21 protein-coding genes are annotated in these 24,713 nt (G+C 64.4%); 4 read left to right on the plus strand and 17 right to left on the minus strand.

Features of this window, described 5'->3' with window-relative positions; translation table 11 throughout:
• Nucleotides 1-4: 4 nt before the first annotated feature.
• On the minus strand, nucleotides 5-1,465 hold the full coding sequence (guaB, locus tag GPA22_RS09675) for an IMP dehydrogenase (protein ID WP_169255864.1): 1,461 nt from the start codon (nucleotides 1,463-1,465) through the stop codon (nucleotides 5-7).
• Nucleotides 1,466-1,578: 113 nt separating this feature from the next.
• Between guaB and GPA22_RS09680 the strand changes: the two genes are divergently transcribed.
• Nucleotides 1,579-2,109 carry a DUF4124 domain-containing protein gene (locus GPA22_RS09680; protein ID WP_246264223.1) on the plus strand — a complete coding sequence of 177 codons (531 nt, stop codon included), beginning with the start codon at nucleotides 1,579-1,581 and terminating at the stop codon, nucleotides 2,107-2,109.
• 39 nt (nucleotides 2,110-2,148) lie between these two features.
• Here the strand turns inward: GPA22_RS09680 and GPA22_RS09685 are convergent, their stop codons facing one another.
• Both GPA22_RS09685 and GPA22_RS09690 read right to left on the minus strand, forming a co-directional pair.
• Nucleotides 2,149-2,469: an RnfH family protein gene (locus tag GPA22_RS09685; RefSeq protein ID WP_169255866.1), complete on the minus strand. Its 321-nt coding sequence runs from the start codon at nucleotides 2,467-2,469 to the stop codon at nucleotides 2,149-2,151.
• A gap of 2 nt (nucleotides 2,470-2,471) precedes the next feature.
• Complete coding sequence (locus GPA22_RS09690; RefSeq protein WP_169255867.1) at nucleotides 2,472-2,909, minus strand: type II toxin-antitoxin system RatA family toxin; 438 nt, start codon at nucleotides 2,907-2,909, stop codon at nucleotides 2,472-2,474.
• Between the two features lie 121 nt (nucleotides 2,910-3,030).
• On the opposite strand from GPA22_RS09690, the gene smpB reads away from it, so the two are divergent.
• The gene (gene smpB, locus GPA22_RS09695) at nucleotides 3,031-3,477 is read left to right on the plus strand and encodes an SsrA-binding protein SmpB (RefSeq protein WP_169255868.1); all 447 of its coding nucleotides are present in this window, start codon (nucleotides 3,031-3,033) and stop codon (nucleotides 3,475-3,477) included.
• A gap of 13 nt (nucleotides 3,478-3,490) precedes the next feature.
• Here the strand turns inward: smpB and GPA22_RS09700 are convergent, their stop codons facing one another.
• The 4 genes from GPA22_RS09700 to GPA22_RS09715 form a co-directional block, all read right to left on the minus strand.
• Nucleotides 3,491-5,050: a protein adenylyltransferase SelO gene (locus tag GPA22_RS09700; protein ID WP_169255869.1), complete on the minus strand. Its 1,560-nt coding sequence runs from the start codon at nucleotides 5,048-5,050 to the stop codon at nucleotides 3,491-3,493.
• 85 nt (nucleotides 5,051-5,135) lie between these two features.
• Nucleotides 5,136-6,551: an ABC transporter permease gene (locus tag GPA22_RS09705; protein ID WP_169255870.1), complete on the minus strand. Its 1,416-nt coding sequence runs from the start codon at nucleotides 6,549-6,551 to the stop codon at nucleotides 5,136-5,138.
• Nucleotides 6,552-6,554: 3 nt separating this feature from the next.
• The gene (locus GPA22_RS09710; RefSeq protein WP_169255871.1) at nucleotides 6,555-7,532 is read right to left on the minus strand and encodes an ABC transporter permease; all 978 of its coding nucleotides are present in this window, start codon (nucleotides 7,530-7,532) and stop codon (nucleotides 6,555-6,557) included.
• On the minus strand, nucleotides 7,532-9,703 hold the full coding sequence (locus GPA22_RS09715) for an ABC transporter substrate-binding protein (RefSeq protein WP_169255872.1): 2,172 nt from the start codon (nucleotides 9,701-9,703) through the stop codon (nucleotides 7,532-7,534). The genes GPA22_RS09710 and GPA22_RS09715 overlap by 1 nt, the downstream gene beginning before the upstream one ends.
• A 127-nt stretch (nucleotides 9,704-9,830) precedes the next feature.
• Here GPA22_RS09715 and GPA22_RS09720 point away from each other — a divergent pair, with 127 nt between their 5' ends.
• On the plus strand, nucleotides 9,831-10,622 hold the full coding sequence (locus GPA22_RS09720) for an enoyl-ACP reductase FabI (protein ID WP_169255873.1): 792 nt from the start codon (nucleotides 9,831-9,833) through the stop codon (nucleotides 10,620-10,622).
• Between the two features lie 132 nt (nucleotides 10,623-10,754).
• Here the strand turns inward: GPA22_RS09720 and GPA22_RS09725 are convergent, their stop codons facing one another.
• The gene (locus tag GPA22_RS09725; protein ID WP_169255874.1) at nucleotides 10,755-12,653 is read right to left on the minus strand and encodes a SurA N-terminal domain-containing protein; all 1,899 of its coding nucleotides are present in this window, start codon (nucleotides 12,651-12,653) and stop codon (nucleotides 10,755-10,757) included.
• 174 nt (nucleotides 12,654-12,827) lie between these two features.
• On the minus strand, nucleotides 12,828-15,407 hold the full coding sequence (gene clpB / locus GPA22_RS09730) for an ATP-dependent chaperone ClpB (protein WP_169255875.1): 2,580 nt from the start codon (nucleotides 15,405-15,407) through the stop codon (nucleotides 12,828-12,830).
• Nucleotides 15,408-15,689: 282 nt separating this feature from the next.
• Here clpB and GPA22_RS09735 point away from each other — a divergent pair, with 282 nt between their 5' ends.
• Nucleotides 15,690-16,196: a phasin family protein gene (locus GPA22_RS09735; protein ID WP_169255876.1), complete on the plus strand. Its 507-nt coding sequence runs from the start codon at nucleotides 15,690-15,692 to the stop codon at nucleotides 16,194-16,196.
• Between the two features lie 76 nt (nucleotides 16,197-16,272).
• Here the strand turns inward: GPA22_RS09735 and moaE are convergent, their stop codons facing one another.
• From moaE to lpdA, 8 genes are all read right to left on the minus strand, one after another.
• Nucleotides 16,273-16,725, minus strand: coding sequence for a molybdopterin synthase catalytic subunit MoaE (gene moaE / locus GPA22_RS09740; protein ID WP_169255877.1), 453 nt, complete (start codon nucleotides 16,723-16,725; stop codon nucleotides 16,273-16,275).
• Between the two features lie 3 nt (nucleotides 16,726-16,728).
• Nucleotides 16,729-16,983, minus strand: coding sequence for a molybdopterin converting factor subunit 1 (moaD, locus tag GPA22_RS09745; protein WP_169255878.1), 255 nt, complete (start codon nucleotides 16,981-16,983; stop codon nucleotides 16,729-16,731).
• Nucleotides 16,984-16,987: 4 nt separating this feature from the next.
• Entirely contained in the window at nucleotides 16,988-18,193 is a 1,206-nt protein-coding gene (locus GPA22_RS09750) for a molybdopterin molybdotransferase MoeA (RefSeq protein WP_169255879.1), read from the minus strand.
• A complete protein-coding gene (gene mobB / locus GPA22_RS09755) occupies nucleotides 18,168-18,683 on the minus strand; it encodes a molybdopterin-guanine dinucleotide biosynthesis protein B (protein WP_169255880.1) in 516 nt (171 codons plus the stop codon). Before mobB ends, GPA22_RS09750 begins: the two co-directional genes overlap by 26 nt.
• A gap of 58 nt (nucleotides 18,684-18,741) precedes the next feature.
• Nucleotides 18,742-20,061, minus strand: a complete 1,320-nt coding sequence (locus tag GPA22_RS09760) for a hypothetical protein (RefSeq protein WP_169255881.1) — start codon at nucleotides 20,059-20,061, stop codon at nucleotides 18,742-18,744.
• A 29-nt stretch (nucleotides 20,062-20,090) separates the two neighbouring features.
• Complete coding sequence (yoaA, locus tag GPA22_RS09765) at nucleotides 20,091-22,046, minus strand: DNA repair helicase YoaA (protein ID WP_169255882.1); 1,956 nt, start codon at nucleotides 22,044-22,046, stop codon at nucleotides 20,091-20,093.
• Between the two features lie 36 nt (nucleotides 22,047-22,082).
• A complete protein-coding gene (zapE, locus tag GPA22_RS09770; protein WP_169255883.1) occupies nucleotides 22,083-23,195 on the minus strand; it encodes a cell division protein ZapE in 1,113 nt (370 codons plus the stop codon).
• A gap of 84 nt (nucleotides 23,196-23,279) precedes the next feature.
• On the minus strand, nucleotides 23,280-24,710 hold the full coding sequence (gene lpdA, locus GPA22_RS09775) for a dihydrolipoyl dehydrogenase (RefSeq protein WP_169255884.1): 1,431 nt from the start codon (nucleotides 24,708-24,710) through the stop codon (nucleotides 23,280-23,282).
• Nucleotides 24,711-24,713: the final 3 nt, after the last annotated feature.

Consider the following 24,713-nt stretch of genomic DNA (forward strand, 5'->3'; position numbering starts at 1 on the left):
CGGATCAATCCACGTGGTAGTTCGGTGCTTCCTTGGTGATCTGCACGTCATGGACGTGGGACTCGCGCACGCCCGCCGCGGTGATCTCGACGAACTCCGCCTTCTCGTGCATGTCCTCGATCGTGGCGCAGCCGAGATAACCCATCGACGCGCGCAAGCCACCCACCAGCTGGTGGATCACCGCCGTGACCGCCCCCTTGTAGGGCACGCGCCCCTCGATCCCCTCGGGGACGAGCTTGTCGGCATTGCCGTCGGATTCCTGGAAATAGCGGTCCGCGGCCCCCTGCTGCATGGCGCCGAGCGACCCCATGCCGCGGTACGACTTGTACGAACGCCCCTGGTACAACACCGTCTCGCCCGGCGCCTCTTCGGTGCCGGCGAACAGCCCGCCCAGCATCACCACGTTCGCGCCGGCAGCGATCGCCTTCGAAATGTCGCCGGAGAAGCGGATCCCGCCGTCGGCGATCATCGGAATACCCGTGCCCGCCAGCGCGGTCGCGACATTGTCGATCGCCGTCACCTGCGGCACGCCGACACCGGCGACGATCCGCGTCGTGCAGATCGATCCGGGGCCGATGCCGACCTTGACCGCATCGGCCCCGGCATCGGCCAGCGCCCGCGCCGCGGCCGCGGTCGCGATGTTGCCGCCGATGACTTCGACGTGCGGGAAATTCTTCTTCACCCAGTTGACGCGGTCGATGACGCCCTGCGAATGTCCGTGCGCGGTATCGACGACAACGACGTCAACCCCCGCCTCGACCAGGGCCTCGGCACGCTCTTCGGTCCCGGCGCCCACGCCGATCGCCGCACCAACGCGCAGGCGACCGAGGTCGTCCTTGGCCGCGAGCGGGTGCTCGGTGGACTTCATCATGTCCTTCACGGTGATCAGGCCGCGCAACTCGCCCGCGTCGTTCAGCACCAGCACGCGCTCGAGGCGATGCTTGTGCATCAGCCGGCGTGCCTCCTCGAGGCTGTCGCCTTCCTTGACCGTAACGAGGCGATCGAACGGCGTCATGATCGCGGAAACGGGCTGATCGAGGTTCGTCTCGAAGCGCACGTCGCGGTTCGTCACGATACCCACCACCCGCTTGCCCTCGACGACCGGCAGGCCGGAGAACTTGTGCTGACGGGTGAGCGCGACAACGTCGTGAACACTCATCGTCGGCGGAATGGTGATCGGATCCTTGAGAACGCCCGACTCGAAGCGCTTCACCTTCGCGACCATGCCCGCCTGCTGCTTCACGGGAAGGTTCTTGTGGATGATGCCGATACCGCCTTCCTGCGCCAGCGCGATCGCCAGGCGGGACTCGGTCACCGTATCCATCGCCGCGGATACCAGGGGAATATTGATGCGGATGTTGCGCGTCAGCTGTGCCCGCAGACTGACATCGCGCGGGAGAACCGTAGAGTGGGCGGGGATGAGAAGGACGTCATCGAACGTCAGCGCCTTCTGAATCACTCGCATGGCTTCTATCCTTTCGGCCAAATCCGTATTATACAGATGCCGCGAAGTCATGGTAAGCGGCGCTTTTCAATGGAGCCCATTCGATGCGTCGCCTTAGCCTGCTTGTGTTGAGCATGACTCTTGCACTGCCCGCCGCGGCCCAGGTGTATCAATGGCGCGACGCGCAGGGGCGCATCAACTACTCCGACACCCCGCCCCCCGCGGGCACGGCGAAAACCGTCAAGCCCGCCGCGCGGAGCCCGGCGCCGGCGGTCGCCAATGACGCCCCCGAACAGCCGGCCGATTCCGGGACGCAGAAGCCTGCTGCCGACGGCAGTGCGCAGGGTACCGCGGGTGAAGCGGGCAAAGCCGCCGCAGGGAAGGCCGATCCGTCCAAACCCAAGACGATGGCCGAAAAGGAAACGGAATTCCGTCAGCGCCGCGTAGCCGCCGCAGAGGCCGAAGCGAAAGCCGAGAAGGAACGGCAGAAGGCGGCAGAGCTTGCCCGCAGTTGCAGCGAGGCGCGCGCCCAGATCGTTGGCCTGAAGAACAGCCGCCGCATCTCGCGCTACAACAGCGAAGGTCAGCGGGAACTCATGGACAGCGCCGAACGCACGGCCGAAATCGAGCGCTCGCAGAAGTACGTCGACCAGAACTGCAAGTAGCGCGCACGCGCCGCGACTTGCACGGGCGGCAGGAGTCCCTCATTCCTCGGCCGAGCCGCCGCCCTTCTTCATCACCTTGCCTTCCTCGGCGCGTTGCTTGCGCACCGCCTTCGGATCGGCGATGAGCGGCCGGTAGATCTCGACGCGGTCGCGGTCGCGCAGCACGGTGTCGAGTCGCGTGAGTTTGGCAAACACGCCGACCTTGTTGCGCCCGTCGAGCTCGATGTCGGGATGCTTCCGGAGAATTCCCGACGCCTCGATGGCGTCGCGCACCGTCGCCCCCGCCGCGACGCGGACCTTGATCAGCTCCTGCTTCGCCGTCAGCGCGTACGCAACTTCCACGTCGATGAATGCGGTCATCGTCATCCCTTGGGATACACCTGCTGCGCGCGTTTGATGAACGATTCCACGAAGGTGCTTGCGATGTGGTTGAAGACCGGCCCCAGGGCCTTTTCGAGCAGCTTGCTCGAGAACTGGTAATGGAGGTTGAACTCGACCTTGCAGGCGGTATCGCCCAGTGCCGTGAAACGCCACAGTCCGTCGAGGTGCGTGAACGGGCCTTCCCTGAGGCCGATCTTCATCTCGCGCGGATATTCCTTTGTGTTTTCGGTGGTGAAGTTCGCCTTGATGCCGTGATAGCTGATGTGCAAGGTCGCGACCGTCGTGTTTTCGGTGCGCGTCAGCAGGTCCGCGCCCCCGCACCACGGAAGGAATTGCGGATAGTCCTCGCAGCGGTCGACGAGCTCGAACATCTGCGCGGGGGTGAACTCGATCAGAACCTGCTTCTTGACGTCAGCCATGTGCGTGTGGGGCCGGCGCTTCGCCGAACTGCTAAAATGCGCGATTCTACCGCAATGCACCAGCTACGGCCGCTCCCCGCGCCATGCCGTGCCGCCGCGACGCACAGGATCCTGAACCCGCATGAGCATCATCGACAACCGCAAGGCCTATCACGACTACTTCATCGAGGAGAAGTATGAAGCCGGCCTTGTGCTCGAGGGTTGGGAGGTCAAGGCCATCCGGGCGGGCCGCGCCAACATCAAGGAAGCCTACGTCATCATCCGAAACGGCGAGATCTTCATCCTCGGCATGCACATCACCGCGCTGGCCGCGGCTTCCTCGCACATCAAGCCCGACCCCGTGCGCACCCGCAAGCTCCTGCTGCATGCGAGCGAGATCTCGAAACTCATCGGCAAGGTCGAACGCGCAGGCTACGCCCTCGTGCCGCTCGACCTGCACTACACGAAAGGCCGCATCAAGGCGCTGGTCGGCCTCGCGAAGGGCAAGAAGCAGTACGACAAGCGCGAGGACGCGAAGCAGCGCGACTGGGAGCGCGACAAGGCGCGCCTCATGAAGACCAAGGTCTGATCGGCGAACCGCGCTACGAACTGCACGACAGCATCGAGCAGCCGGCGCGATTGCGTGCCCAGTCGGGCCGTCGCGCGGCGAAGCGCTCGCGCCCCGGCTGATCGTCGTAGGGGCGGCGCATCACATCGAGCAGCTCGGACACCCGCGCATCGTCGCCCTGCTCCGCCGCGTCGATCGCCTCCTGCGCCAGGTAGTTGCGCAGCACGTAGCGCGGATTGACCGCATCCATCCGCGCCTGCCGCACGCCGGCGGGCAGGCCGTCGGCGCGCACCCGCGCCGCGTAGCGGCCGAGCCAGTCGGCGAACGCCGCCTCGTGCGCCTTTGCCTTGTCTTCCACGTAGAAGGCGTCACGCAGGGGGTCGAGCGTGGGCATCTGCGCATCGACGCGGGCGAGCCCGCGGAAGAAGATCGTCATATCGACTTCGGCTGCGGCCATCAGCTCATGCAGAGTTTCGACGAGCGCATCGTCTTCTTCGCGCAGTTCCTCCAGGCCGAGCTTCGCGGCCAGCATGCCGCGGCTCTCGGCCTCATACACGGCCGCGTAGCGCGACAGGCCGTCCTGCAGGGGCTCGACGCTACCGAACGCCGGATACAGCGCGTTCGCGAGCTGGAGCAGGTTCCACTGCGCAATATGCGGCTGGTTGCCGAAGCGGTAGCGGCGCCCCTCGGCGTCGGTCGTGTTCGGCGTCCAGCCCGGATCGAAATTGTCGATCCAGCCATAGGGGCCGTAGTCGATCGTCAGGCCGAGGATCGACATGTTGTCGGTGTTCATCACGCCATGCACGAATCCGACGCGCATCCACTGGACGATCAGCCGCGCCGTGCGCTCGCACACCGCATGGAACCAGTCCACGCGTCGGGTGGCGGTGTCTCCGGAGAGTTTCGGAAAGTCGCGCGCGATCGTGAAATCGACCAGTCTTTCCAGCAGGACCTGATCGCCGCGTGCGGTAAAGATCTCGAAGTTGCCGAAACGGATGAACGACGGCGCAACGCGGCACACGACCGCTCCCGGCTCGGGGCGTGGCCGTCCGTCGTAGAACATGTCGCGGATGACCGCTTCCCCTGTTCCCACGATGGATAGCGCGCGCGTCGTCGGGATGCCCAGGTGGTGCATGGCCTCGCTGCACAGGAATTCCCGTATCGACGACCTCAGCACCGCGCGCCCGTCCGCGCGCCGCGAATACGGCGTCGGGCCGGCGCCCTTCAGCTGCAGCTCCCAGCGCTCGCCAGCCGCGTTGATCGCTTCTCCGAGCGTGATCGCCCGTCCATCGCCGAGCTGGCCCGCCCAGTTGCCGAACTGGTGTCCGCCATAGCAAGCGGCATACGGTTCCATGCCCGGCAGCAGCGCATTGCCGGCGAACACCTGCGCGAACTCGGGCGAACGCACCTCGGCCTCGTCGAAGCCGACCAGCCGCGCCACCTCGGGCGACCAGGCGATCAGGCGCGGTGCCGCGACGGGAGTCGGCATCACGCGCGAATAGCAGGCGCCGTGCACCTGCCGGACATGCGGAGAGTCTTCCGGATCGCCGGGCAGCTCCCGGACGAAGCGGTTGTCGAACTGAAGGGTTTTCATTATGTGGATGATGCGCGGGGTTGGGGGACTGCCCTCTGAGACGGCACCGGCGGCGCTTGGTTCGCCGCCGCCGTCCCTTGCGTGCTCAGGAACGGCGCGGATCGAAGGCGTCGCGTACGACGTCCGCGAACAGGTTGGCCGACAGCACCAGCACGAACATGAAGGCGAAGGCCGCCATGAGCGACCACCACACCATCGGTTCGCGCGCGAGTTCGGCTCGCGCCATGTTGATCATGGTGCCGAAGCTGATCGTCGTGGGATCGACGCCGATGCCGACATAGGACAGGACGGCCTCGGCGAGCACCAGGCCGGAGAAATCCATCACCAGCGCGATCAGCACGATGTGCATCACGTTGGGGAGCACGTGCCGGCGCAGGATGGACGGCGTGCGCACGCCGAAGGCACGCGCGGCCTGCACGTACTCGAGCTCGCGCAGCTTCAGCGTCTCGCCGCGCAGCAGGCGGCACAGGCCGGTCCAGCTCGTGACGCCGAGGATCAGGCACAGGGCCATCAGGCGCGCATCGGCGCGTTCGGCCGCGGTCGAGAACCACTGCGGATGGGTATCGATCACGACCTGCATCATCAGCACGGCCGCGGCAATCAGCAGCACGCCGGGGATCGCGTTGAGAACCGTGTAGATGTACTGGATCACGTCATCGACCCAGCCCCCGAGATACCCCGCCATGATGCCGAGGGCGACTGCGAACGGCATCATCACAAGCGTCGTCAGCGTGCCGATGATCAATGCGGTGCGCACACTCTTGAGCGACAGGTAAAGCACGTCCTGTCCCACCTTGTCGGTGCCGAACACGTGGTAGAAAGGCGCGAGCTTGATCGCGAGGATCGTCACGAGCAGCACGCACGCGAGCGTGCCGAGCGCGGCGCGCCACGCGAGAACCGTCCGGCCGCGCCACACGGCACGGGCCGCCTCTGCCATTCCTTGCCTGCGCCTGCGCGCCAGCGCGAAGACGAGGACGGCCGCGACCGCGATCCAGGCTTCGGCCGCCCCTGCCACACCGGTCGCAATCCGCTGCGCGACGTCCGCATCGCGCCGGTCGGCCGCTTCACCCAGGTGGGCGCCGCCCCACACCAGGCGCGGATAGATGCGAGCCTGGCCGCCGCCGGGCAGTTCGACCGTCTCGCGCGCATACAACTCGGTCGCAAACGGAGCGGAGTAGGTCTTCTCCACCTGCGTGCGCAAGGACGCGAGCAGGACATCCAGTGCGCTGAGCACTTCCGACGAATATGCGACCTGCATGTTCGCGGGCGCACCCTCCGGCACCGGCAGTTGCGCGCGGAAATGCAGGCTGTCGGCGATTCCGACGGCGAGGAAAGCGAGCAGGATCACCGCCGACGCCATCCCGCTGGCGCGACTGCCCACGCGTCGCCATGCGGCGCGCAGCGGCTCGTCCCGACGGACGTGAATGACCGTCAGGCCACCGATCGCGAGCAGCAGGAAGAAGAGCGCATCGGTCCACAGGAGGACGGGCAGGAACCCCATGGCCTACTCCAGCCTCACGCGCGGATCGACCAGCGTGTAGGAGATGTCGGTGAGGATCAGGCCGACGATGTAGAGCACCGACCCGATGAACACCATTGCCCGCACGACCGCGAAATCCTGCGCATTGATGGCATCGATCGTGTAGCTCCCCAGGCCCGGGATGCCGAAGAAGGACTCGACCAGCAGGCTGCCCATGAACAACAGCGGAATGACCACGACCACCCCCGTCAGGATGGGAATCATCGCGTTCTTGAGCACGTGCCGGAACAGCACGACGCGCTCGGACAAACCCTTCGCGCGCGCCGTCCGCACGTAGTCGCGGGAAACCTCCTCGAGGAAGATCGTCCGATACCAGCGCGCATTCGACCCCACGCCGGCGATCACGCTGATCGCCACCGGCAGGACAAGGAAGCGCCAGGCGTCGAGCCCCGGGGCGTAGCCGGAGATCGGCACCAGCGCCCACAGTTTCGACACCAGCCATTGCCCGCCGATGATGTAGAAGAGGCTCGATATCGACATCATCGCGACGCACAGCACCACACCCCAGAAATCGAGGTAGCTCGCACGGAAGAACACCAGGATCAGTGCGAACGAAATCGACGCGAAGAGGCCCATCACGAAGGTCGGCAGCGCCAGCGCCAGCGAGGGCCCCATGCGATCGCGCATCTCCTGGGCGATGTCGCGTCCGTCGTCGGCGCGTCCGAAATCGAAGGCGAACATCCGCAGCGACTTCTGGAAGAAGATCGTGTCCGTGACCTGTCCGCTCCCCGCAGCCTTGGCGTTGAAGAACAGCGGACGATCGTAACCGCGCTCGGCCTTCCAGCGCTCGATCGCCTCCGGCGTCACGCGCTTCACGCCGAGCTGCATGCGAGCCATGTCGTCCGGCGAGTTGACGACGAAGAACAGGCCGAAGGTGACCAGATTGACCCCGATCAGGATCGGCACGGCATAAAGGAGCCGGCGCACGATGTAGGCGAACATCAGCCGCGCCCTCCTACGGCCGTCGCGCGTTCGCGCCGCCGGTAATGCACGAACGCGGGCGCCAGCGCGGCCACGACGAGCACCGCCAGGAGCCCCAGCGGCCACACGATCGGTCGATTCCACTGCGCACGCGCCGCGTCACGGCGGCCAAGGTCGATGCGCTGGTACTTCAAGGTGTTGCGCACCATGCTGCCCGTCTTGCGATTGAGCACCCAGGCATGCTGCAGCGAGTACGCCTTCGGGTGGAAGCCGAAAATCCAGGGCGCATCCTGCTGCAGGATCGCGACCATGCGATCGATCACCGCCTGGCGCTCGGGACCGTCGGGCATGCTCTTCATCTTCTCGAACAGGCGGTCGTACTCCGGATTCACGTAGTTCGCCGCGTTCTGGCCCGATTCCTTGACCTTGGCCTGCGCACCATGCAGCAGGAACAGCATGTTCTCCGGATCCGGATAGTCCGCGTTCCAGCCGAAGAAGAACATCTGCGCATTGCCCTCGCGGATTTTGTCCTGGAAGCGGTTGTAGTCCGTCGCGCGCACGACGAACTGCACGCCCAGCTCCCGGAACTGCTTCGCGAGCCAGTCGGACCGCGCCTTGTCGCCGAGCCCACCCGGCGTCGTGTCGAGGTTGAGGATCAGCGGTTCGCCCGTCTTCGCGTCGCGCCCGTCCGGATAGCCGGCCTCGGCGAGCAGGCGTCGCGCGACCTCCCTGCTGCGCCGCACCGGTCGCCCATCGCGCCACTCGTATACCACCGGATTGATCCCCGCCTCGCCTTCGCGTGCGCCGAAAATGCCGGGCGGAATCGGGTGCATCGCCACTACGCCGCGCCCATTGAGGAAGATGGAGATGAATTCGTCCATGTCGAGCGCAATCGAGATCGCCTGGCGCAACTTGCGCGCCCGCGTCTGTCCCTCGGCGCTCTCCCCGCCCCCGAGGACGTTGTCCAGCACGTTGAAGCCGAGGTAGAAGATCGACGGCGACACCGAGGTCAATAACCGGATGCCCTGCGCGCGCATCTCGTCGGACAGCGTCACATCGCCCTGGCTCGTCATCGTCACGGCCTGGTCGAAATTGTCCGACGAAACGCCGGAGGCATCGTAATAGCCCTGCAGGAACTTGTTCCAGTACGGAATGCCTTCGCGTTCGCGTGTGAACACGACCTCGTCGACGAAAGGCATCGTCTTGCCGCAATCGTCGAGCAGGCCAGCCTCCCGATCGCCGTGCTCGCCTTCACAGGGATAAGCCTCGCCGCGGAAGTTCGGATTCCGCGCGAGCACCATGCGCGCGTTCGGATTGTTCTCCGCCAGCATGTAGGGGCCGGTCCCGATCGGCCACCAGTCCAGCGTGAGGTTGCGCTCCGCCATGCCCGGCTGCCCGTAGAAGCGGTCCGCTTCGGGCGGGACCGGCGCGAAGAACGGCATCGACAGCCAGTACAGGAACTGCGGATAGGCGCCCTTCAGGGTGATGCGATAGGTGTAGCGATCGACGACCTCCACGCCCGGTACGGCATGGCGTTCCAGATCGATCCAACCGGAATTCCGCGCCGCTTCCTCGGCGAGCGCGCTCTGCAAGGTCTTCAGTCCGGGCAGATAGTCGGCGATCAACTCGAAGATCGGCGAATGCAGTCGCGGGTGCGCCAGACGCTTGATCTGATGAACGAAATCCCCGGCCTCGAGCTCGCGCGTGCCCGTTTCGGCAAAATCGCCGACACCGCGGACGCCTTTCAGGTCCTCGGCACGCAGTTCGGCGTAGCGCAGCGTGCCATCCGCCCGCCGCGCCAGGGCCGGATGCGGCTGGTAGAGAACTCCCGGCCGAATCCGGATCTCATAAACGCTCTTCGCAACTTGCGACGCCGGCGCGGTCGCGGGAAGTTCCCGTCCCGCGTCGTCGTATCTGCGCACCTCAGGCATGGCCGCAGCGCTGCCCGGCACGAGCGTGTACGGGCGCTTCAGGTAATGGTACTGGAGTGGCGGTTCGTAGATCTGATAAAGAAAAGTCGCCTCGTCCTCGCTGTACGACTGCACCGGATCGAGATGCTTCGGGCGGTCGGTAAAGGCGGAGTACATGATGTTCTGCCCCTGCTCTGCCGCGGGATAGGGGTCGTTCCACACCGACCCGCAGGCAGGCAGCAGCAGACAAGGCAGGAGCAGTAAACAGATGCGCCGGAACATGACCGGCGATTCTACCCGCAAGGCTGCATAATTCACCGCTGACGACACTCGACTGCCGCCGCACCCGTCGACCATCGGCGCCCATCAGCTATAATCCGCCGACTATCAAGAAGGAGCATTACCGAAAATGGGCTTTCTCGCCGGAAAACGCATTCTGATCACCGGACTGCTCAGCAATCGCTCGATTTCCTACGGCATCGCCAAAGCCATGCATCGTGAAGGCGCAGAACTCGCCTTCACGTACCAGAACGAACGCTTCCAGGACCGCGTGGCCAAGATGGCCGCCGAATTCGGTTCGGATCTCGTCTTTGCGTGCGACGTGCAAAACGACGCGGAAATCACTTCGCTGTTCGAGCAGCTGTCGCAAAAATGGGACGGTCTCGACGGCCTCGTCCATTCGATCGCCTTCGCACCGAGCGATGCACTGGAAGGCGATTTCCTCGACGGTTTCTCGCGTGAGGCCTTCCGCGTATCGCAGGAAATCAGCGCCTGCAGCTTCCCGCTGCTCGCCAAGGGCGCCCGCCCGATGATGAAGGGCCGCAGGGGTGCGCTCCTGACGATGTCCTACCTGGGTGCGGTGCGCACGATGCCCAACTACAACATCATGGGACTCGCAAAGGCCAGCCTCGAAAGCGCGGTGCGCTATCTCGCCGTCTGTCTCGGCCCTGAAGGCACGCGCGTGAACGCCATCTCCGCTGGCCCGATCAAGACGCTTGCGGCATCGGGCATCGGCAGCTTCGGCAAGCTGCTCTCCTTCAACGAGCACAATGCACCGCTGCGTCGCAACGTGACGATCGATGAAGTCGGCAACGCCGCGGCCTTCCTCTGCTCGGATCTCGCGAGCGGGATGACCGGCGAGATCATGTACGTCGACGGCGGCTTCAACACCACGGCGCTCGGCAACTCCGAACAGCCCTGAAGCCGATGCCCTCGGCCGGCTGCGTTACGCGCAGCCGGTGACCGAAAGCAAAAACGCCCGATGCTTGCGCATCGGGCGTTTTTTTGCGTGCTGACCAGGGCGCGCCGAACAGCAGCGCCTTGGTGAAAACGCTTATTGCTGCTGCGACCGGATCGCCGCCGTGTTGATATTCACGGCGTAGCGCTGCCGCAGCGAGTTCAGGAAGGCATTGAAATCGCGCTGGCCAACCAGGCGCTGGTACTGCGCTTCAAGTGCCTTCAGTCGCGGATCCTCCTTCGCGACATCGGGACGATTCACGCTTTCGATGCGATACACCGAATAGCCGCCCCCCTGCATCGGTGCCCCGACGTAGGCGGGCAGCTTTCCAGCCGGCGCGCCGAACACTGCCGACATCGCCGCCTGCGGCAACTCGGATTTGCCGCGCTGCACGGTGCGCGCTGCAGCCCATTCACCCGACACCGACTCGCCCTTCTGCAGCGAAGCAAGCTCCGCCTCCCCGCGTGCGGCCGCGAGTTTCGCCGCCTCCTCGGTCCTGAGCAGTTGTTCGATGGAAGCCTTCACCTGCTCGAACGGCGCCCGCTGTGCCGGTTGATGCTCGACGACGCGGGCAGACACCAGCGTCCCGCGCGATACCTCGACCGCTTCGACGTTGCGCCCCTTCGTCATCGCTTCGTCGGAGAACAGCGCATTCAGCAGCTTCTCGTTCGTGTAATCGCCCACGGCCCCGCCGACCCGCTCGATCCAGTCAGTAGTGTGGATCTTCAGTTTCAGTGCCTCGGCCACGGGTTTCAGGCTGTCGGACTGCTCATAGACGGTGTTCGAGAAGAGCTCGGCCTGTTCGGCGAATTTCTTGCTCGCCTCCTGGCGCTTGAGTTCCTCGACGATCTCGCCCTTCACTTCCTCGAACGGACGCGCATGTGCGGACTTGATGTCGGTGACCTCGATGATGTGGAAGCCGAAATCCGAACGCACGACATCACTGATCTGCCCCTTGCCGAGGCTGAACGCGGCATCCTCGAACGGTTTCACCATTGCACCGCGCCCGAAGAACCCGAGATCCCCGCCGCGCGAAGCGGAACCCGGATCCTGCGACTCCGCCTTCGCCAGCTCGGCGAAACGCTTCGGATCGGCGCGCAGCTGTTTCAGGATTCCGGCGGCCTTTTCGCCAGCCTTGGTCACCTCGGCTGCCGATGCGTCCGCCGCCGCGGAAATCAGGATATGTCGCGCGCTGCGCTCTTCAGGCTGGCTGAAACGTTCGGCATTTGCCTCATAGAACTTGCGCGCCGCATCATCCGACACGCTGACCTGCCCGAGAACCGCATCCTGGTTGAAAACCACGTACTCGGCACGCAGACGCGCTGGCCGCTCGAAGCGCGCCGCATTCGCGTCGTAGTACTGCTTCGCCGCGTCTTCCGCGAGCTTCACCTCGCCGGTGAACCGGCTCGCCGGAAACTGCAGCTCGCTGACCTTGCGCTCCTCGAGTTGCGCCGTCATGAAACGCCTGATCGACTCCCGCGACGCGAACGCGGAGTCGCCGACGGCCTGTGCCACCTGCTGGATGCGCAGATCCTGCGCGAGGCGCGACTCGAACATCGCCGGCGTCATTCCCTGCGCACGCACCGCCGCTTCGTAACGCTCGATCGCAAACTTTCCGTCCTGCTGGAACGCTTCAACGCTGCCGATGACCTGCTGCAATTGCTGCGGCGTCACGACCAGGTGCCGGTCTGCCGCATGCAAGGCGAGCAGACGCTGATTGACCAGACCCTCGACAACCGAACGGCGGATCGGCTCCGAGTCCAGCAATGCCCGGTCAACTTCGCCGCCCATCGACTCCCGCAGGCGATCCTGCTGCTCGCGCAAGGCCTGATCGAACTCCGCGATCGAAATCTTGGACTTCGCGACCGTGGCAACGTCGGCTCCGCCCGGTCCATTGGAAAAATAGGAATCCAGCCCGAAGAAGGCAAAGGGAACGATCAGCAGCGCCAGGATGAGCTGCGCCACGCGTTTGTTATTGCGAACTGTTTCCAGCATCGTCTGTTTCCGTGAGATCTCAGAAGGAAGGCAGTGCGGCCAAACGCCGCCAATCAAAGCGGACAATTATCGCATCGCGCGGCCCGGCAGACCAACCTTTGCAAACGGAATGCCCGATGGAGCGCGTAGAACAAGGCAGGCGGTGCGCCTGCCCGATCCATCACGACGTGCCGATCACCCCTTGGCGAAAGTGAGATGCCCACCCGCCGCGTCGACCGCGATCTTGTCCTTCGCGCCGAACTGCCCTTCGAGAATGGCCCTGGCCAGCGGGTTTTCCATCCGCTCCTGAATCGCACGCTTGAGCGGGCGGGCGCCAAATACGGGATCGAAACCCGCAGTCGCAAGCTCCGCGAGCGCCGCGTCTGTCACTTCGAGCGCCATCTCGAGTCGCGCCAGACGCTTTTCGAGATACTGCAGCTGGATGCGCGCGATGCTGGCAATGTGCTTTTCATCGAGCGCATGGAAGACCACCACCTCGTCGATGCGGTTGACGAACTCGGGACGGAAGTAGGTCTTGACCTCGGCCATGACGGCGAGCTTGATGACCTGGTAGTCGTCGCCCGACATCTGCTGGATCATCTGGCTGCCGAGGTTGGACGTCATGACGATGACGGTGTTCTTGAAATCCACCGTGCGCCCCTGCCCGTCCGTCATCCGTCCGTCGTCCAGCACCTGCAGCAGGACGTTGAAGACGTCCGGGTGGGCCTTCTCGACCTCGTCGAAGAGGATCACGCTGTAGGGCTTGCGGCGGACTTGTTCGGTGAGATAGCCGCCTTCTTCGTAGCCGACGTAGCCCGGAGGCGCACCGATCAGGCGCGCAACCGAATGCTTCTCCATGAATTCGCTCATGTCGATCCGGATCAGATGCTCCTCCGAATCGAACAGGAATTCCGCGAGGGTCTTGCACAGTTCCGTCTTGCCGACGCCAGTCGGCCCGAGGAACAGGAACGAACCATAGGGACGATTCTCGTCCGACAGGCCGGCGCGCGAACGGCGGATGGCGTCGGAGACCAGGCGCACGGCTTCGTCCTGGCCGACGACGCGCGAATGCAGGCGCTCCTCCATCTTGAGCAGCTTTTCGCGTTCGCCCTGCATCATCTTGCTCACCGGGATGCCGGTCGCGCGCGAGACGACCTCTGCGATCTCCTCGGTGCCCACCTGGGTGCGCAACAGCTTGAACTTGCGCTCGCCGCTTCCCGCCGTCTCGGCGGCCTTCAGCTGCGCTTCGAGCTGCGGCAGCTTGCCGTACTGGAGCTCCGCCAGCTTGTCGTACTGGCCCTTGCGCTGCATTTCCGCCATCTGCGCACGCAGCTTCTCGATTTCTTCCTTGATGTGCTGGCTGCCCTGGACGCTGGCCTTCTCGGCGCGCCAGATTTCATCAAGGTTGGCGTATTCGCGCTCGAGCTTTTCGATTTCGTCCCGAATCAGCAGCAGGCGTTTCTGCGAAGCTTCGTCGGTTTCCTTCTTGACGGCTTCCTGCTCGATCTTGAGCTGGATGATCCGGCGTTCCAGCTTGTCCATCGATTCCGGCTTGGAATCGATTTCCATCTTGATCCGCGCTGCGGCCTCGTCGATCAGGTCGATCGCCTTGTCCGGCAGGAAGCGGTCGGTAATGTAACGATGCGAGAGTTCGGCCGCTGCGACGATAGCCGGGTCCGTGATGTCCACCCCGTGGTGCAACTCGTACTTCTCCTGCAGGCCGCGCAGGATGGCTATCGTGGACTCGACCGAGGGCTCGTCCACGAGCACCTTCTGGAAGCGCCGTTCGAGCGCTGCGTCCTTCTCGATGTACTTGCGGTACTCGTCGAGCGTGGTCGCGCCGATGCAGTGCAATTCCCCGCGTGCCAGTGCCGGCTTCAGCATGTTGCCGGCGTCGATTGCACCTTCCGCCTTGCCGGCGCCCACCATGGTGTGGATCTCGTCGATGAAGACGATGATCCGCCCTTCTTCCTGGGCGATTTCCTTCAGCACCGCCTTGAGGCGCTCCTCGAATTCCCCGCGGTACTTGGCGCCTGCGAGCAATGCCGCCATGTCGAGCGACAGCACCCGTTTGCCCTTGAGCGTCTCGGGCACTTCGTCATTCACGATGCGCTGCGCGAGTCCTTCGACGATGGCCGTCTTCCCGACACCGGGCTCACCGATCAGGACGGGATTGTTCTTCGTACGGCGCTGCAGGATCTGGATGGCGCGGCGGATTTCGTCGTCGCGGCCGATCACGGGATCGAGCTTGCCCGCGCGGGCGCGATCGGTGAGATCCAGGCAATACTTGGTGAGCGCTTCGCGCTGTCCCTCGGCATCCTGGCTGCCCACGGCAGCCCCGCCGCGTACGGCCTCGATTGCGGCTTCGAGCGGCTTGCGCGCGAGTCCGTGTTCCTTGAGCAGGCGCCCGGTCTCGCCCTTGTCCTCGGTGAGCGCGAGCAGGAACATCTCGCTCGCGATGAACTGGTCTCCGCGCTTTTGCGCCTCGCGGTCCGCGAGGTTGAGGAGATTGGACAGGTCTCGCCCGATCTGGACCTCGCCGCCATACCCCTCGACCTTGGGCAAACGGGTGAGCAGCTTGTCCAGCGCGGTCTTCAATGGCGGGACGTTCACTCCCGCACGCTGGAGCAGCGAAACCGTTCCGCCATCGTCCTGTCCCAGCATTGCGAGCAGCAGGTGGACGGGCTCGATGAACTGCTGGTCGCCGCCGATGGCGATGCTCTGCGCATCCGCAAGCGCCTGCTGGAATTTTGTGGTGAGTTTGTCGAAGCGCATTTCCGCAATCCTCGTTCCGGTATGGGGTTGGCTGTGATATGGGGTCGCCCCATTCCAATTCAACCTTCGCACCGCCTGGCCATCGGCTCATTATGGGCAGTCCGATATCGAGCAGCGAACCAATTCTGCACGCGCACGCTTGCTGCGTTGCAGCAAGCGTGTTCAAATAGCACAGATAACTTTCTGCAGCCATGCCAAGCCGAATCGGCATGCTATGTTGAAAGAATCAAGCAGGCGTATCCAACGCCGCAAAAAATTTTTCAGCGCTCGTGGAGGAAGAACATGGCGATCAAGCAGGAACAGTTCAACGAAATCCAGAAGAAGAACTTCGAAGCAGCGATGCGCCTGGCGCAGATGTCGATCGAGAACTCCCAGCGCATCATGGAACTCCAGGTTGCGACCGCGAAGAGCCTGTTCGAAGAAGGCGTGCAGAACGCCAAGGCGCTCTCCTCCGCGAAGGATCCGAAGGAAGTCCTGGAACTGCGTTCGCAGTACACCCAGAGCGCGACCGAGAAAATGCTCGCCTGCGCCCGCGAAATGGCCGAACTGGCGAGCCGCACGCAGGCCGAAGTCGGCAAGCTCGTCGGTGAGCAACTGTCCACCGGCAGCAAGGACGTCTTCGAGTCGATGCAGAAGATGTTCTCGGGCATGCCCATCACCGACCAGAACGCCATGTCCGCGATCCAGAACGCGATGGACACGACGCGCGCCGCATTCGAACAGATGACCCGCGCTTCGACCGAAGCGTTCCAGCTGTTCACGCAGCAGACCGGCAAGGGCAAGAAATAAGCGGGCTCCCTGACCAGAAAAAACGGCGCCCGCGGGCGCCGTTTTTCTTTGCCGGGTCGGGCGCGCAGTCCTGGCCCTACTGTTCCCAGCGTGCCGCTGCCGAGTCGTCGCTCTCCCGCGCGTCGACCCAGCGTGCCCCGTCGGGGGTTTCCTCAAGTTTCCAGAACGGCGCCTGCGTCTTCAAATAGTCCATGATGAATTCGCACGCGGCAAAGGATTCTCCGCGGTGCGCACCGGCAACGCCGACAAACACGATCTGTTCGCCCGGCTCCAGCCGGCCGAAGCGGTGAATGACCCGCACGGCGTACAGCGTCCAGCGTGCCCGGGCCTGATCGACGATTTCTTCGAGCGATCGCTCCGTCATTCCCGGATAGTGTTCGAGCGTCATCGCACCGACGTGCGCGCCGTGACTCACGTCGCGCACCAGACCGACAAAGCTGGCGACCGCGCCGACCTCACGGCGTCCCGCAGACAGGGCCGCGATCTCGGCGCCCGCATCGAAATCTTCCTGTTGCACGCTGACCGACATGACTCAGCCTCCCGTCACGGGGGGGAAGAACGCGATTTCATCTCCGGGAAGCACCGGATCGGCGGGAGCCGCCATCCGCTGGTTTCGCGCCGCCCGGATGTTCCGCCCTTCGCCCAGCGCGTTCCATGGTTCGCCGCGCCCGGCGAGAAAGGTGCGCAGTTCGCCAATCGTCGATACGCCGGACGGCAGCACGAAATCCTCCCCGGCACAGCCGAGGGCTTCCTTCAGTGACGCGAAATACAGGATCTTGACGGTCATGGTGTCAGTACAGGAGTTGGCCATAAGGGAGGAAACGTATCGTCTGCCCCTTGCGGATGGGCGTCTCGGCCGGCACATCGGCCAGCCCCTCCGCCCACACGATGGACGACAAGGCGGCGGCACCCTGATTGCCGTATAGCTCGACCGCGCCGGCATCGTTGATGCGGGCACGCAGGAATTCGCGGCGACGATCCGGTCTGGGCCAGTCGAAATCCGCCTGCAGCATCAAGGCCTTCGGCGTCACCGCGGTGGCGCCTTGCGTCGCCAGGATGAACGGACGGACCATGAGCAGGAAGGTCACGAAACTCGACACCGGATTGCCCGGCAGGCCGATGAACGCCGCGGCACCGACCTGCCCGTAGGCAAGCGGCTTACCCGGCTTCATCGCAATCTTCCAAAGGTCCAGCGAACCCTCGGCCTGAACTGCGGGCTTGACGTGATCTTCCTCGCCCACCGATACGCCCCCGCTGGTCAGAATCAGGTCATGCCCTTCCGCCGCTTCGCGCAGCACGGAGCGCGTGGCATCCAGGCGGTCTGGGACGATACCGAAGTCGGTCACCGTGCAACCCAACTGATCGAGGAGCACGCGCAGCTGAAATCGATTCGAGTTATAGACGCCGCCTGGCGGGAGCGGCTCGCCGGGCATCACGAGTTCGTCGCCGGTGGAGAACAGCGCAACACGCATCCTGCGCACGACGGGGATCTGTGCGATGCCGACCGAGGCCGCAAGGCCGATCTCCTGGGCTCGAATGCGGGTCCCGGCAGGCAGGACGATGTCGCCGGCCGCGATCTCGCTACCGGCAAGCCGCACTGCTTCGCCGGCACGGGGAAGATGGTTGATCGCCACTTCGTCGCCGGCATGCTCGCACAGTTCCTGCATCACGACCGCGTCGGCGCCGGACGGCAGTGGCGCTCCGGTAAAGATGCGTGCCGCCGTTCCCGGTTCGAGGGTCTTGCCCACGCTTCCGGCGGGAATCCGTTGCGACACCGGCAGGCGCGTCCCACTTTCGGCCACATCGCACACGCGCACCGCGTAGCCATCCATCATCGATGTGTCCAGCGCGGGGACCACGAGCGGCGATCGGACGTCCGCAGCCATGACGCGCCCGAGTGCGACGAGCGTGTCCGCCATCTCGATCTCGCGGATCGGGCGGGCTTTCGCCAGCAGCGTGGCCAGCGCTTCGTCAAACGACAGCATGTTTGGATTCATGGCGGGCAGCGTACTCGAGAATGAACCGGACGATTTCGGATGCGTCGTTGAGCGACAGGCAGGGCAACGGGCATTCCAGTTGCGCGTCCGACGCCACTGCCACCACGTGGGGGTTTTCAATCCAGAGCGGCGGCTTGCCATGCGTCGGCCTATGGACCTCGACCTTGGGGACTGCGGCCGCCTTGAAACCTTCGATCAGCACGACATCGCACGGCGAAAGCACTCGCAACTGGTCGTCGAGCGTCGGTTCGGGTGCGCCTCTCAGCTCATGCATCAGCACCCAGCGGTCGTTGGAGAGCATCAGCACCTGGCTCGCACCCGCTTCCCGATGGCGATACGAGTCCTTCCCGGGCTTGTCGAGGTCGAAGCCATGGTGAGCGTGCTTGATGACGGACACCGAAAGGCCGCGGGACGAAAATTCCGGGATCAGTTTCTCGATCAGCGTGGTCTTGCCTGAGCCGGACCAACCGGCGATACCGAAGACGATCATCGTGTTGGCGCCAATGTTTTCACGGATTCAAAGCATACCTCAGGGATTACCTCTGCGCTCACGGCAACGCAACAACGGTGGCGAACCCGCCGCCGGGGGTACGGAAATTGGTCGTCTGGCCACGATACAACCGAGCCGCCGCGAGCTGAATCGCGCCCCGGTACGCATAGACGCGCAGGTCCATCTTGAGATCCGTCACGACCCCGCCGACGGACAGGCGCCGGGCGCTCGGGGGGACAAGCTGCTGCGCGATGTAATCGCCTGCCAGAATGCTCTCGAACACGCTCTTCGTGAGCTTGTCTCCGCGGTACGCCGCCCTGCTCCCGAAACCGGTCGCAGGCTTGAAGAAAAGCTCGCGGCGATTCTTCCACAAGGCTTCGGCATCTTCCCGACGCACGCGCACGGTATGGGGAATGCCGTTCTCGAGGACGGTCCGGGTAGGCAAATCGGCGCCGATCCATCGCAGGAAGCCATCGTCGCACAGCAAGGAGAGGTTCCCCTTGTCCGCGTAGATCGCATGTGCGCGCGGATGCGGCGTGATCACGGCCGCCTGCGCATGCCATGCCTTGGCCATGGCAGACGAAGCCGGTTCGCCCAGACTGAAGTCCGTGAGCCGGTTGTAGACCAGATCGACTTCGTGCTCCTCGAGCAGCAGTCGACCATCGACGAAGCGCAGGGCTTCGGGATCGCAGATCCACGCGGTCAGGCCATGGCGCTCGAACATCCGCTGGAACAGCAGGAATTCCGGCAGGAGGTACTGGTTCTGCGGTTCGCGATCGACGATCGCGACCGTCCGCAGCGGAGTGTCGCCCCGCATGGCACGCCACTCGGCGAGGAACATGTCCATGAACGCGTGCTCGGGATCTCCTGCCGCCGTCGTTACCGCCAGTGGCGCCACCTCCGCGCAACAGGCTCTCTGCGCACGCGCAAGGGCCACGTTCAGCAGCCCGCCGCCGGCATTGGTATTGATCTCGATGAGCTTCGGCCCGTCGGGGCCGAGGTGAAAATCGTAGCCGAGAAATACTCCGGACGCCGCGCAATCGATCGCGGCGCTCGCGGGCGCGTGTTCGAGTACCGTGGATTGCCACGCCCGCAGCTTCACCACCCGCTCCACCGCCGCCACGATCCCGGCCGCCGCCTCCAGATGGCTGGCCGCAACGAAGGCAACCGAATCGGCGAACAGGTGGGGGCGCGTCGCATTGATGGTGGCCAGCAAGGCTCCGTCACGCGGGTCGCGTTCGAGTTCGGCCTTCAAGCGATCATGGTCCAGTGAAACGCACTGGCAGCCACGGTTCATGCGTTCGACGATGTCCTGATGATCCACGTCCGCAATGGCCTGGATGAGCGGATCGCTTTCAACTGTCGGTAATGCGGTCATGCCAGCCCCCGGATCTTCCGAACGCCCGCTCAAGCACCGGCAGGCGGCGGGAGTTGTTCAAGGAATGCGACGGCGTCCGCTTCGGCACGCGTGCGTCGCATCGGTGGCAGGCTGCGCCACACGATTTTCCCGTATTGCTTCTCGATCATGCGGGGATCGCAGATGCACAGCACACCGCGATCACGCTCGCTGCGAATCAAGCGTCCGGCCCCCTGCTTCATGTTGATGACCGCGCGGGGCAGCTGATAGTGCATGAAGGGGTTGTGGCCGCTCTTCTGCAGGTGTTCGACGCGCGCGGCGAGGACCGGATCGTCGGGCGGGGCGAACGGCAGCTTGTCGATCACGACGACCGACAAGGCATCCCCGGGCACGTCCACGCCTTCCCAGAAACTCTGGCTCGCCACGAGCACGGCATTGCCGAGGCGTCGAAAGCGATCGAGCAGCTCGGTCCGCGAACCTTCGCCCTGCAGCAGCAGCGGCAGCTTTTCGCCGGCGCGTTCGAGCCCATCGGCGATCAGGCCGTGAATACGCTTCATCGCACGCAGGGAAGTGCATAGGACGAAGGTGCGCCCGCGCGCCGCACGGATCAGCGGCAAGGCGACCCGGGCGACGGCCTCCGCGTACTCGGGGTGGTTCGGGTCCGGCATCCCCGCCGGCGCATACAGCAAGGCCTGCCGTTCGTAGTCGAACGGGCTTCCCCAGACGGCAGTCACGGGCGGAGGCTCGATCCAGCTCAAGCCCATCTCGTTGCAGTAATGGCTGAAGTTCTGTCCGACGGCCAGCGTCGCGGACGTGAAGATCCATGCCCGCGGGTGGCTCTCCAGCTGGCGGCGAAAGACTCCGGACACGTGAAGCGGCGTGGCATTGAGCGCGGCAGACTGGCTGAACACTTCGACCCACCGGATGAACTCGCCCACCTCCGGCGAACGCCATCGGACCAGCCGTTCCCCCACTTCAGCCGCGCGACGCAGGCAGTTCGCGAGTCCCTCGCTGCGCTCGGCCTGCGTTTCCAGCACGGCCGAAAAGGCGTCGAGCTCCTTGCACAGGGCGTCGAGGTTCTTGTCGAACTCCGGCAGGGCCGCCACCTGCGCAGCGGAAAGACGGGCCGGATCGGCACCGAATGCGAGCCGCAGATCACGCGCGGCCTTTTCCAGCGAGCGCGTCGCATCGATGAGCGCCCGACAGTCACGCGCACCGGCCAGGGTCTCGGAGCGGGTGTCGCGTGCGAGCTCCAGGACCTGAGCCGTCGACACGCTCTCGCCGAAGAACAGGCTCGCCGTTTCCGGGAGCTGATGGGCTTCGTCGAAAATGACCGCGTTGCACGACGGCAGCAGCTCGCCCATTCCTTCGTCGCGCAGCATCACATCGGCGAAGAAAAGGTGATGATTCACGACGACGACCTCTGCGTCCATCGCCGCGCGCCGCGCCGCCAGCACGAAACATTCCTTGACGTTCGGACACTCCTGTCCCAGGCAGTTGTCCCGCGTCGAAGTGGCGGCCATCCAGGCGGGCGAATCTTCCCGCACTTCGGAACACTCGGCCTTGTCTCCGCTTTGCGTGATCTGGGCAAACCGGACGATCGAGCGCAAGTCTGCTGCGTCCTGGGCGGTAAGGAAGCGCCCGTCCCGCGCGTTGCGCTCGAGATGGTAGGGACACACATAATTCGCGCGCCCCTTCAGGAGGGCGATCGTGACCGGCACCTTGAGCGCCGCGCGAATGGTCGGAAGGTCGCGATTGAAAAGCTGATCCTGGAGCGTTTTCGTCCCGGTGGAAAGGATGATCTTTCCCCCCGACAGCAGCGCCGGGACGAGATAGGCGAACGTCTTTCCGGTACCCGTTCCGGCTTCGGCAACCAGTACGCGATTGTCCCTGAGGGCATCGGCGATATGACGTGCCATCTCGAACTGCTGCGGACGCGGGCGAAACGAAGGCACTGCCGCAGCGAGCGGTCCGTCCGGCGAGAAGGCGGTTTCCAGATCGGTCATCGGTAATCCACGGACCTGATAAAGTGGGTGCGCCCCTCAGTCGACGCGATGCCCCTGAGCGAGATACTCGCGGCTGCGCATCTCGATCAGCCGGCTAACGGTGCGGACGAACTCATGGGCGTAGTGCCCTTCGGTATAAAGTTCGGGCGCTTCAACCTCCGCGCTCATGATCAGCTTCACCCTGTGGTCATACAATACGTCGACCAGCCAGGTAAAGCGCCTGGCTTCCGCGGCATTGCCGGCGGTCATGCGCGGCACGCCCGACAACAGGAGCGTGTGATGTTCGCGCGCGATCTCGAGGTAATCGTTTTGCGATCGGGGGCCGCCGCACAGGGTCGCAAAATCGAACCAGATCACCCCGGGACCATGCGCCAGCACCGGCATCTTGCGCTCGAACAGGTCGATTTCCCCGGCCGCCGCCTCTGTGCCCGAGAGACGACGAAAGTCCCCTCTCATCTTCCGGTCCGACTCCTTGTCGGAGGGCACCAGGTAGATCTCGATCCGCTCGAGTGTACGCAGTCGATAGTCGGTCCCGTGATCCACTTCGATGACATCGAACCGGCGCTTGATCATTTCGATCGCCGGCAGGAAATTGATCCGCTGGAGACCGTTCGGGTATAGCCCCTCAGGCGGATAGTTCGAGGTCATCACGAAGATGACTCCCCGTGCAAACAGGGCATCGAGAAGCCGGCCCAGGATCATCGCGTCGGCGATGTCCGACACATGGAACTCGTCGAAGCACAGCAACCGTGTCTGCCGCGCGACCCGATCCGCGACACGCTGCAGGGGATCAGGTTCGTTGTTGAAGTTCTTGAGGTCGTTCTGCACCTCCTGCATGAAGGCATGAAAGTGCACGCGACGCTTTCGCTGGTAGGGCACGGCGTCGAAGAAGCAATCCATCAGGAAGCTCTTCCCCCGACCTACCCCTCCCCAGAAATAAACGCTGCGCGGCATGCGCGGACGCGCGAACATCTTCCTGAGGGTTCCCCGCCGCGCCGCCTTGAAACCGATGAGTTCCGTATACATCTGCTGGAGCCGCTGCGCGGCCGCGCGCTGCTCGGGGTCGGACTTGTAACCGCGCGACTTCAGCTGCGCCTCGTAGGCGTCGAGCATGCCGTGCTGCGGGACGTTCAGGACACGGTGGGGCATGGAAACTGGGATGCGAGAATCGATAAAGAAACGAGGGGTGGTCGGGGATTATCCCGCACCACCCCTCTCCGGACCAGCGATCGATCAGAAGTGCAGCGGGCGCTTGTCCACCGCGAGAGCCGCCTCGTGCACCACCTCCGACAACGTCGGGTGGGCATGGCAGATCCGCGCCAGATCCTCGGAAGCGCCGCCGAATTCCATCGCCACCACCGCCTCCGAGATCAGCTCGGAAGCGTTGGCACCGATGATATGCACGCCGAGGATGCGGTCGGTGTTGGCGTCAGCCAGCATCTTGACGAAGCCGGTCGGATCGCCGGAACCGAGCGCGCGGCCGTTGGCCATGAACGGGATCTTGCCCGCGCGATAAGCCACCCCCTCGGCCTTGAGCTGCTGCTCGGTCTTGCCGACCCACGCGATCTCGGGCGAGGTGTAGATGACGCCCGGGACGGTGTCCATGTTGCAGTGGCCGGCCTGTCCCGCGATGATCTCGGCGACCATCACGCCCTCTTCCATCGCCTTGTGCGCGAGCATCGGGCCGCGCACGACGTCGCCGACCGCGTACACGTTCGGCAGATTGGTCTTGCAGTGTCCATCGACCGCGATCTGGCCCCGCTCGTTGACGTTCAGCCCGACCGCCGCGGCGTTCAGGCCGTCGGTGTTCGGCACGCGCCCCACCGACACGATCAGGCGATCGCATTCGAGCTTTGCTTCCTTGCCGTCCTTGTCGGTATAGGCGAGCGACACGCCCTTCTTCGTGACCTTCGTCTCGCCGATGGTCACGCCGGTCTCGATCACGAGTCCCTGCTTCTTGAAGACCTTCAGCGCTTCCTTGGCGACATCGACGTCCGCGAAGGACATGAAGTCCGGCAGCGCTTCGAGCACGGTCACGTCTGCACCCAGGCGGCGCCACACCGAGCCCATTTCGAGACCGATCACGCCAGCGCCAATCACGCCCAGCTTCTTCGGCACCGAGTCGAAATCCAGCGCACCGACGTTGTCGCAAACGATCTTGTTATCGACCGGGATGCCTGGCAGGTGACGAGGCTTCGAACCGGTCGCGATGATGACGTGCTTCGCCTCGACCGTCTCGTTGCCGACCTTGACGACATAGCCCCCCGCACCCGCGCTCTCGAAGCTGCCGTGCCCGGCGAGGAAGGTCACCTTGTTCTTCTTGAACAGACCCTTGATGCCCGTGGTGAGCTGGTCGACCACCTTATCCTTGCGGGCGATCATCGTCGGCACGTCGATGCTGACCTTGCCACCGACCTTGATGCCCTGCCCTTCGAAGGAATGCTCTGCTTCCTCGAACAGATGCGAGGTGTGAAGCAATGCCTTGGACGGAATGCAACCCACGTTGAGGCAGGTGCCTCCGAGACGGGGCTCGCCCTTCGGATCGGCATACGGGTTGGATTCGGCGCACGCCGTCTTGAAACCGAGTTGAGCAGCACGGATCGCCGCCACGTATCCGCCCGGGCCACCGCCGATAACGAGTACGTCGAATTGCTTGTCAGCCATTAT

Source organism: Aromatoleum toluvorans (genome assembly GCF_012910905.1).
Taxonomy (GTDB): domain Bacteria; phylum Pseudomonadota; class Gammaproteobacteria; order Burkholderiales; family Rhodocyclaceae; genus Aromatoleum; species Aromatoleum toluvorans.

Coding starts and splice junctions, on each gene's coding strand:
- GPA22_RS09680 (WP_246264223.1), top strand. CDS start 1,579: ATGACTCTTGCACTGCCCGCCGCGGCCCAGGTGTATCAATGGCGCGAC.
- zapE (WP_169255883.1), bottom strand. CDS start 23,195: ATGCCCCACCGTGTCCTGAACGTCCCGCAGCACGGCATGCTCGACGCC.
- GPA22_RS09705 (WP_169255870.1), bottom strand. CDS start 6,551: ATGGGGTTCCTGCCCGTCCTCCTGTGGACCGATGCGCTCTTCTTCCTG.
- moaE (WP_169255877.1), bottom strand. CDS start 16,725: ATGTCGGTCAGCGTGCAACAGGAAGATTTCGATGCGGGCGCCGAGATC.
- GPA22_RS09685 (WP_169255866.1), bottom strand. CDS start 2,469: ATGACCGCATTCATCGACGTGGAAGTTGCGTACGCGCTGACGGCGAAG.
- clpB (WP_169255875.1), bottom strand. CDS start 15,407: ATGCGCTTCGACAAACTCACCACAAAATTCCAGCAGGCGCTTGCGGAT.
- GPA22_RS09760 (WP_169255881.1), bottom strand. CDS start 20,061: ATGACCGCATTACCGACAGTTGAAAGCGATCCGCTCATCCAGGCCATT.
- GPA22_RS09690 (WP_169255867.1), bottom strand. CDS start 2,909: ATGGCTGACGTCAAGAAGCAGGTTCTGATCGAGTTCACCCCCGCGCAG.
- GPA22_RS09700 (WP_169255869.1), bottom strand. CDS start 5,050: ATGAAAACCCTTCAGTTCGACAACCGCTTCGTCCGGGAGCTGCCCGGC.
- smpB (WP_169255868.1), top strand. CDS start 3,031: ATGAGCATCATCGACAACCGCAAGGCCTATCACGACTACTTCATCGAG.
- mobB (WP_169255880.1), bottom strand. CDS start 18,683: ATGATCGTCTTCGGTATCGCCGGTTGGTCCGGCTCAGGCAAGACCACG.
- GPA22_RS09725 (WP_169255874.1), bottom strand. CDS start 12,653: ATGCTGGAAACAGTTCGCAATAACAAACGCGTGGCGCAGCTCATCCTG.
- GPA22_RS09715 (WP_169255872.1), bottom strand. CDS start 9,703: ATGTTCCGGCGCATCTGTTTACTGCTCCTGCCTTGTCTGCTGCTGCCT.
- GPA22_RS09720 (WP_169255873.1), top strand. CDS start 9,831: ATGGGCTTTCTCGCCGGAAAACGCATTCTGATCACCGGACTGCTCAGC.
- GPA22_RS09735 (WP_169255876.1), top strand. CDS start 15,690: ATGGCGATCAAGCAGGAACAGTTCAACGAAATCCAGAAGAAGAACTTC.
- lpdA (WP_169255884.1), bottom strand. CDS start 24,710: ATGGCTGACAAGCAATTCGACGTACTCGTTATCGGCGGTGGCCCGGGC.
- moaD (WP_169255878.1), bottom strand. CDS start 16,983: ATGACCGTCAAGATCCTGTATTTCGCGTCACTGAAGGAAGCCCTCGGC.
- yoaA (WP_169255882.1), bottom strand. CDS start 22,046: ATGACCGATCTGGAAACCGCCTTCTCGCCGGACGGACCGCTCGCTGCG.
- GPA22_RS09750 (WP_169255879.1), bottom strand. CDS start 18,193: ATGAATCCAAACATGCTGTCGTTTGACGAAGCGCTGGCCACGCTGCTG.
- guaB (WP_169255864.1), bottom strand. CDS start 1,465: ATGCGAGTGATTCAGAAGGCGCTGACGTTCGATGACGTCCTTCTCATC.
- GPA22_RS09710 (WP_169255871.1), bottom strand. CDS start 7,532: ATGTTCGCCTACATCGTGCGCCGGCTCCTTTATGCCGTGCCGATCCTG.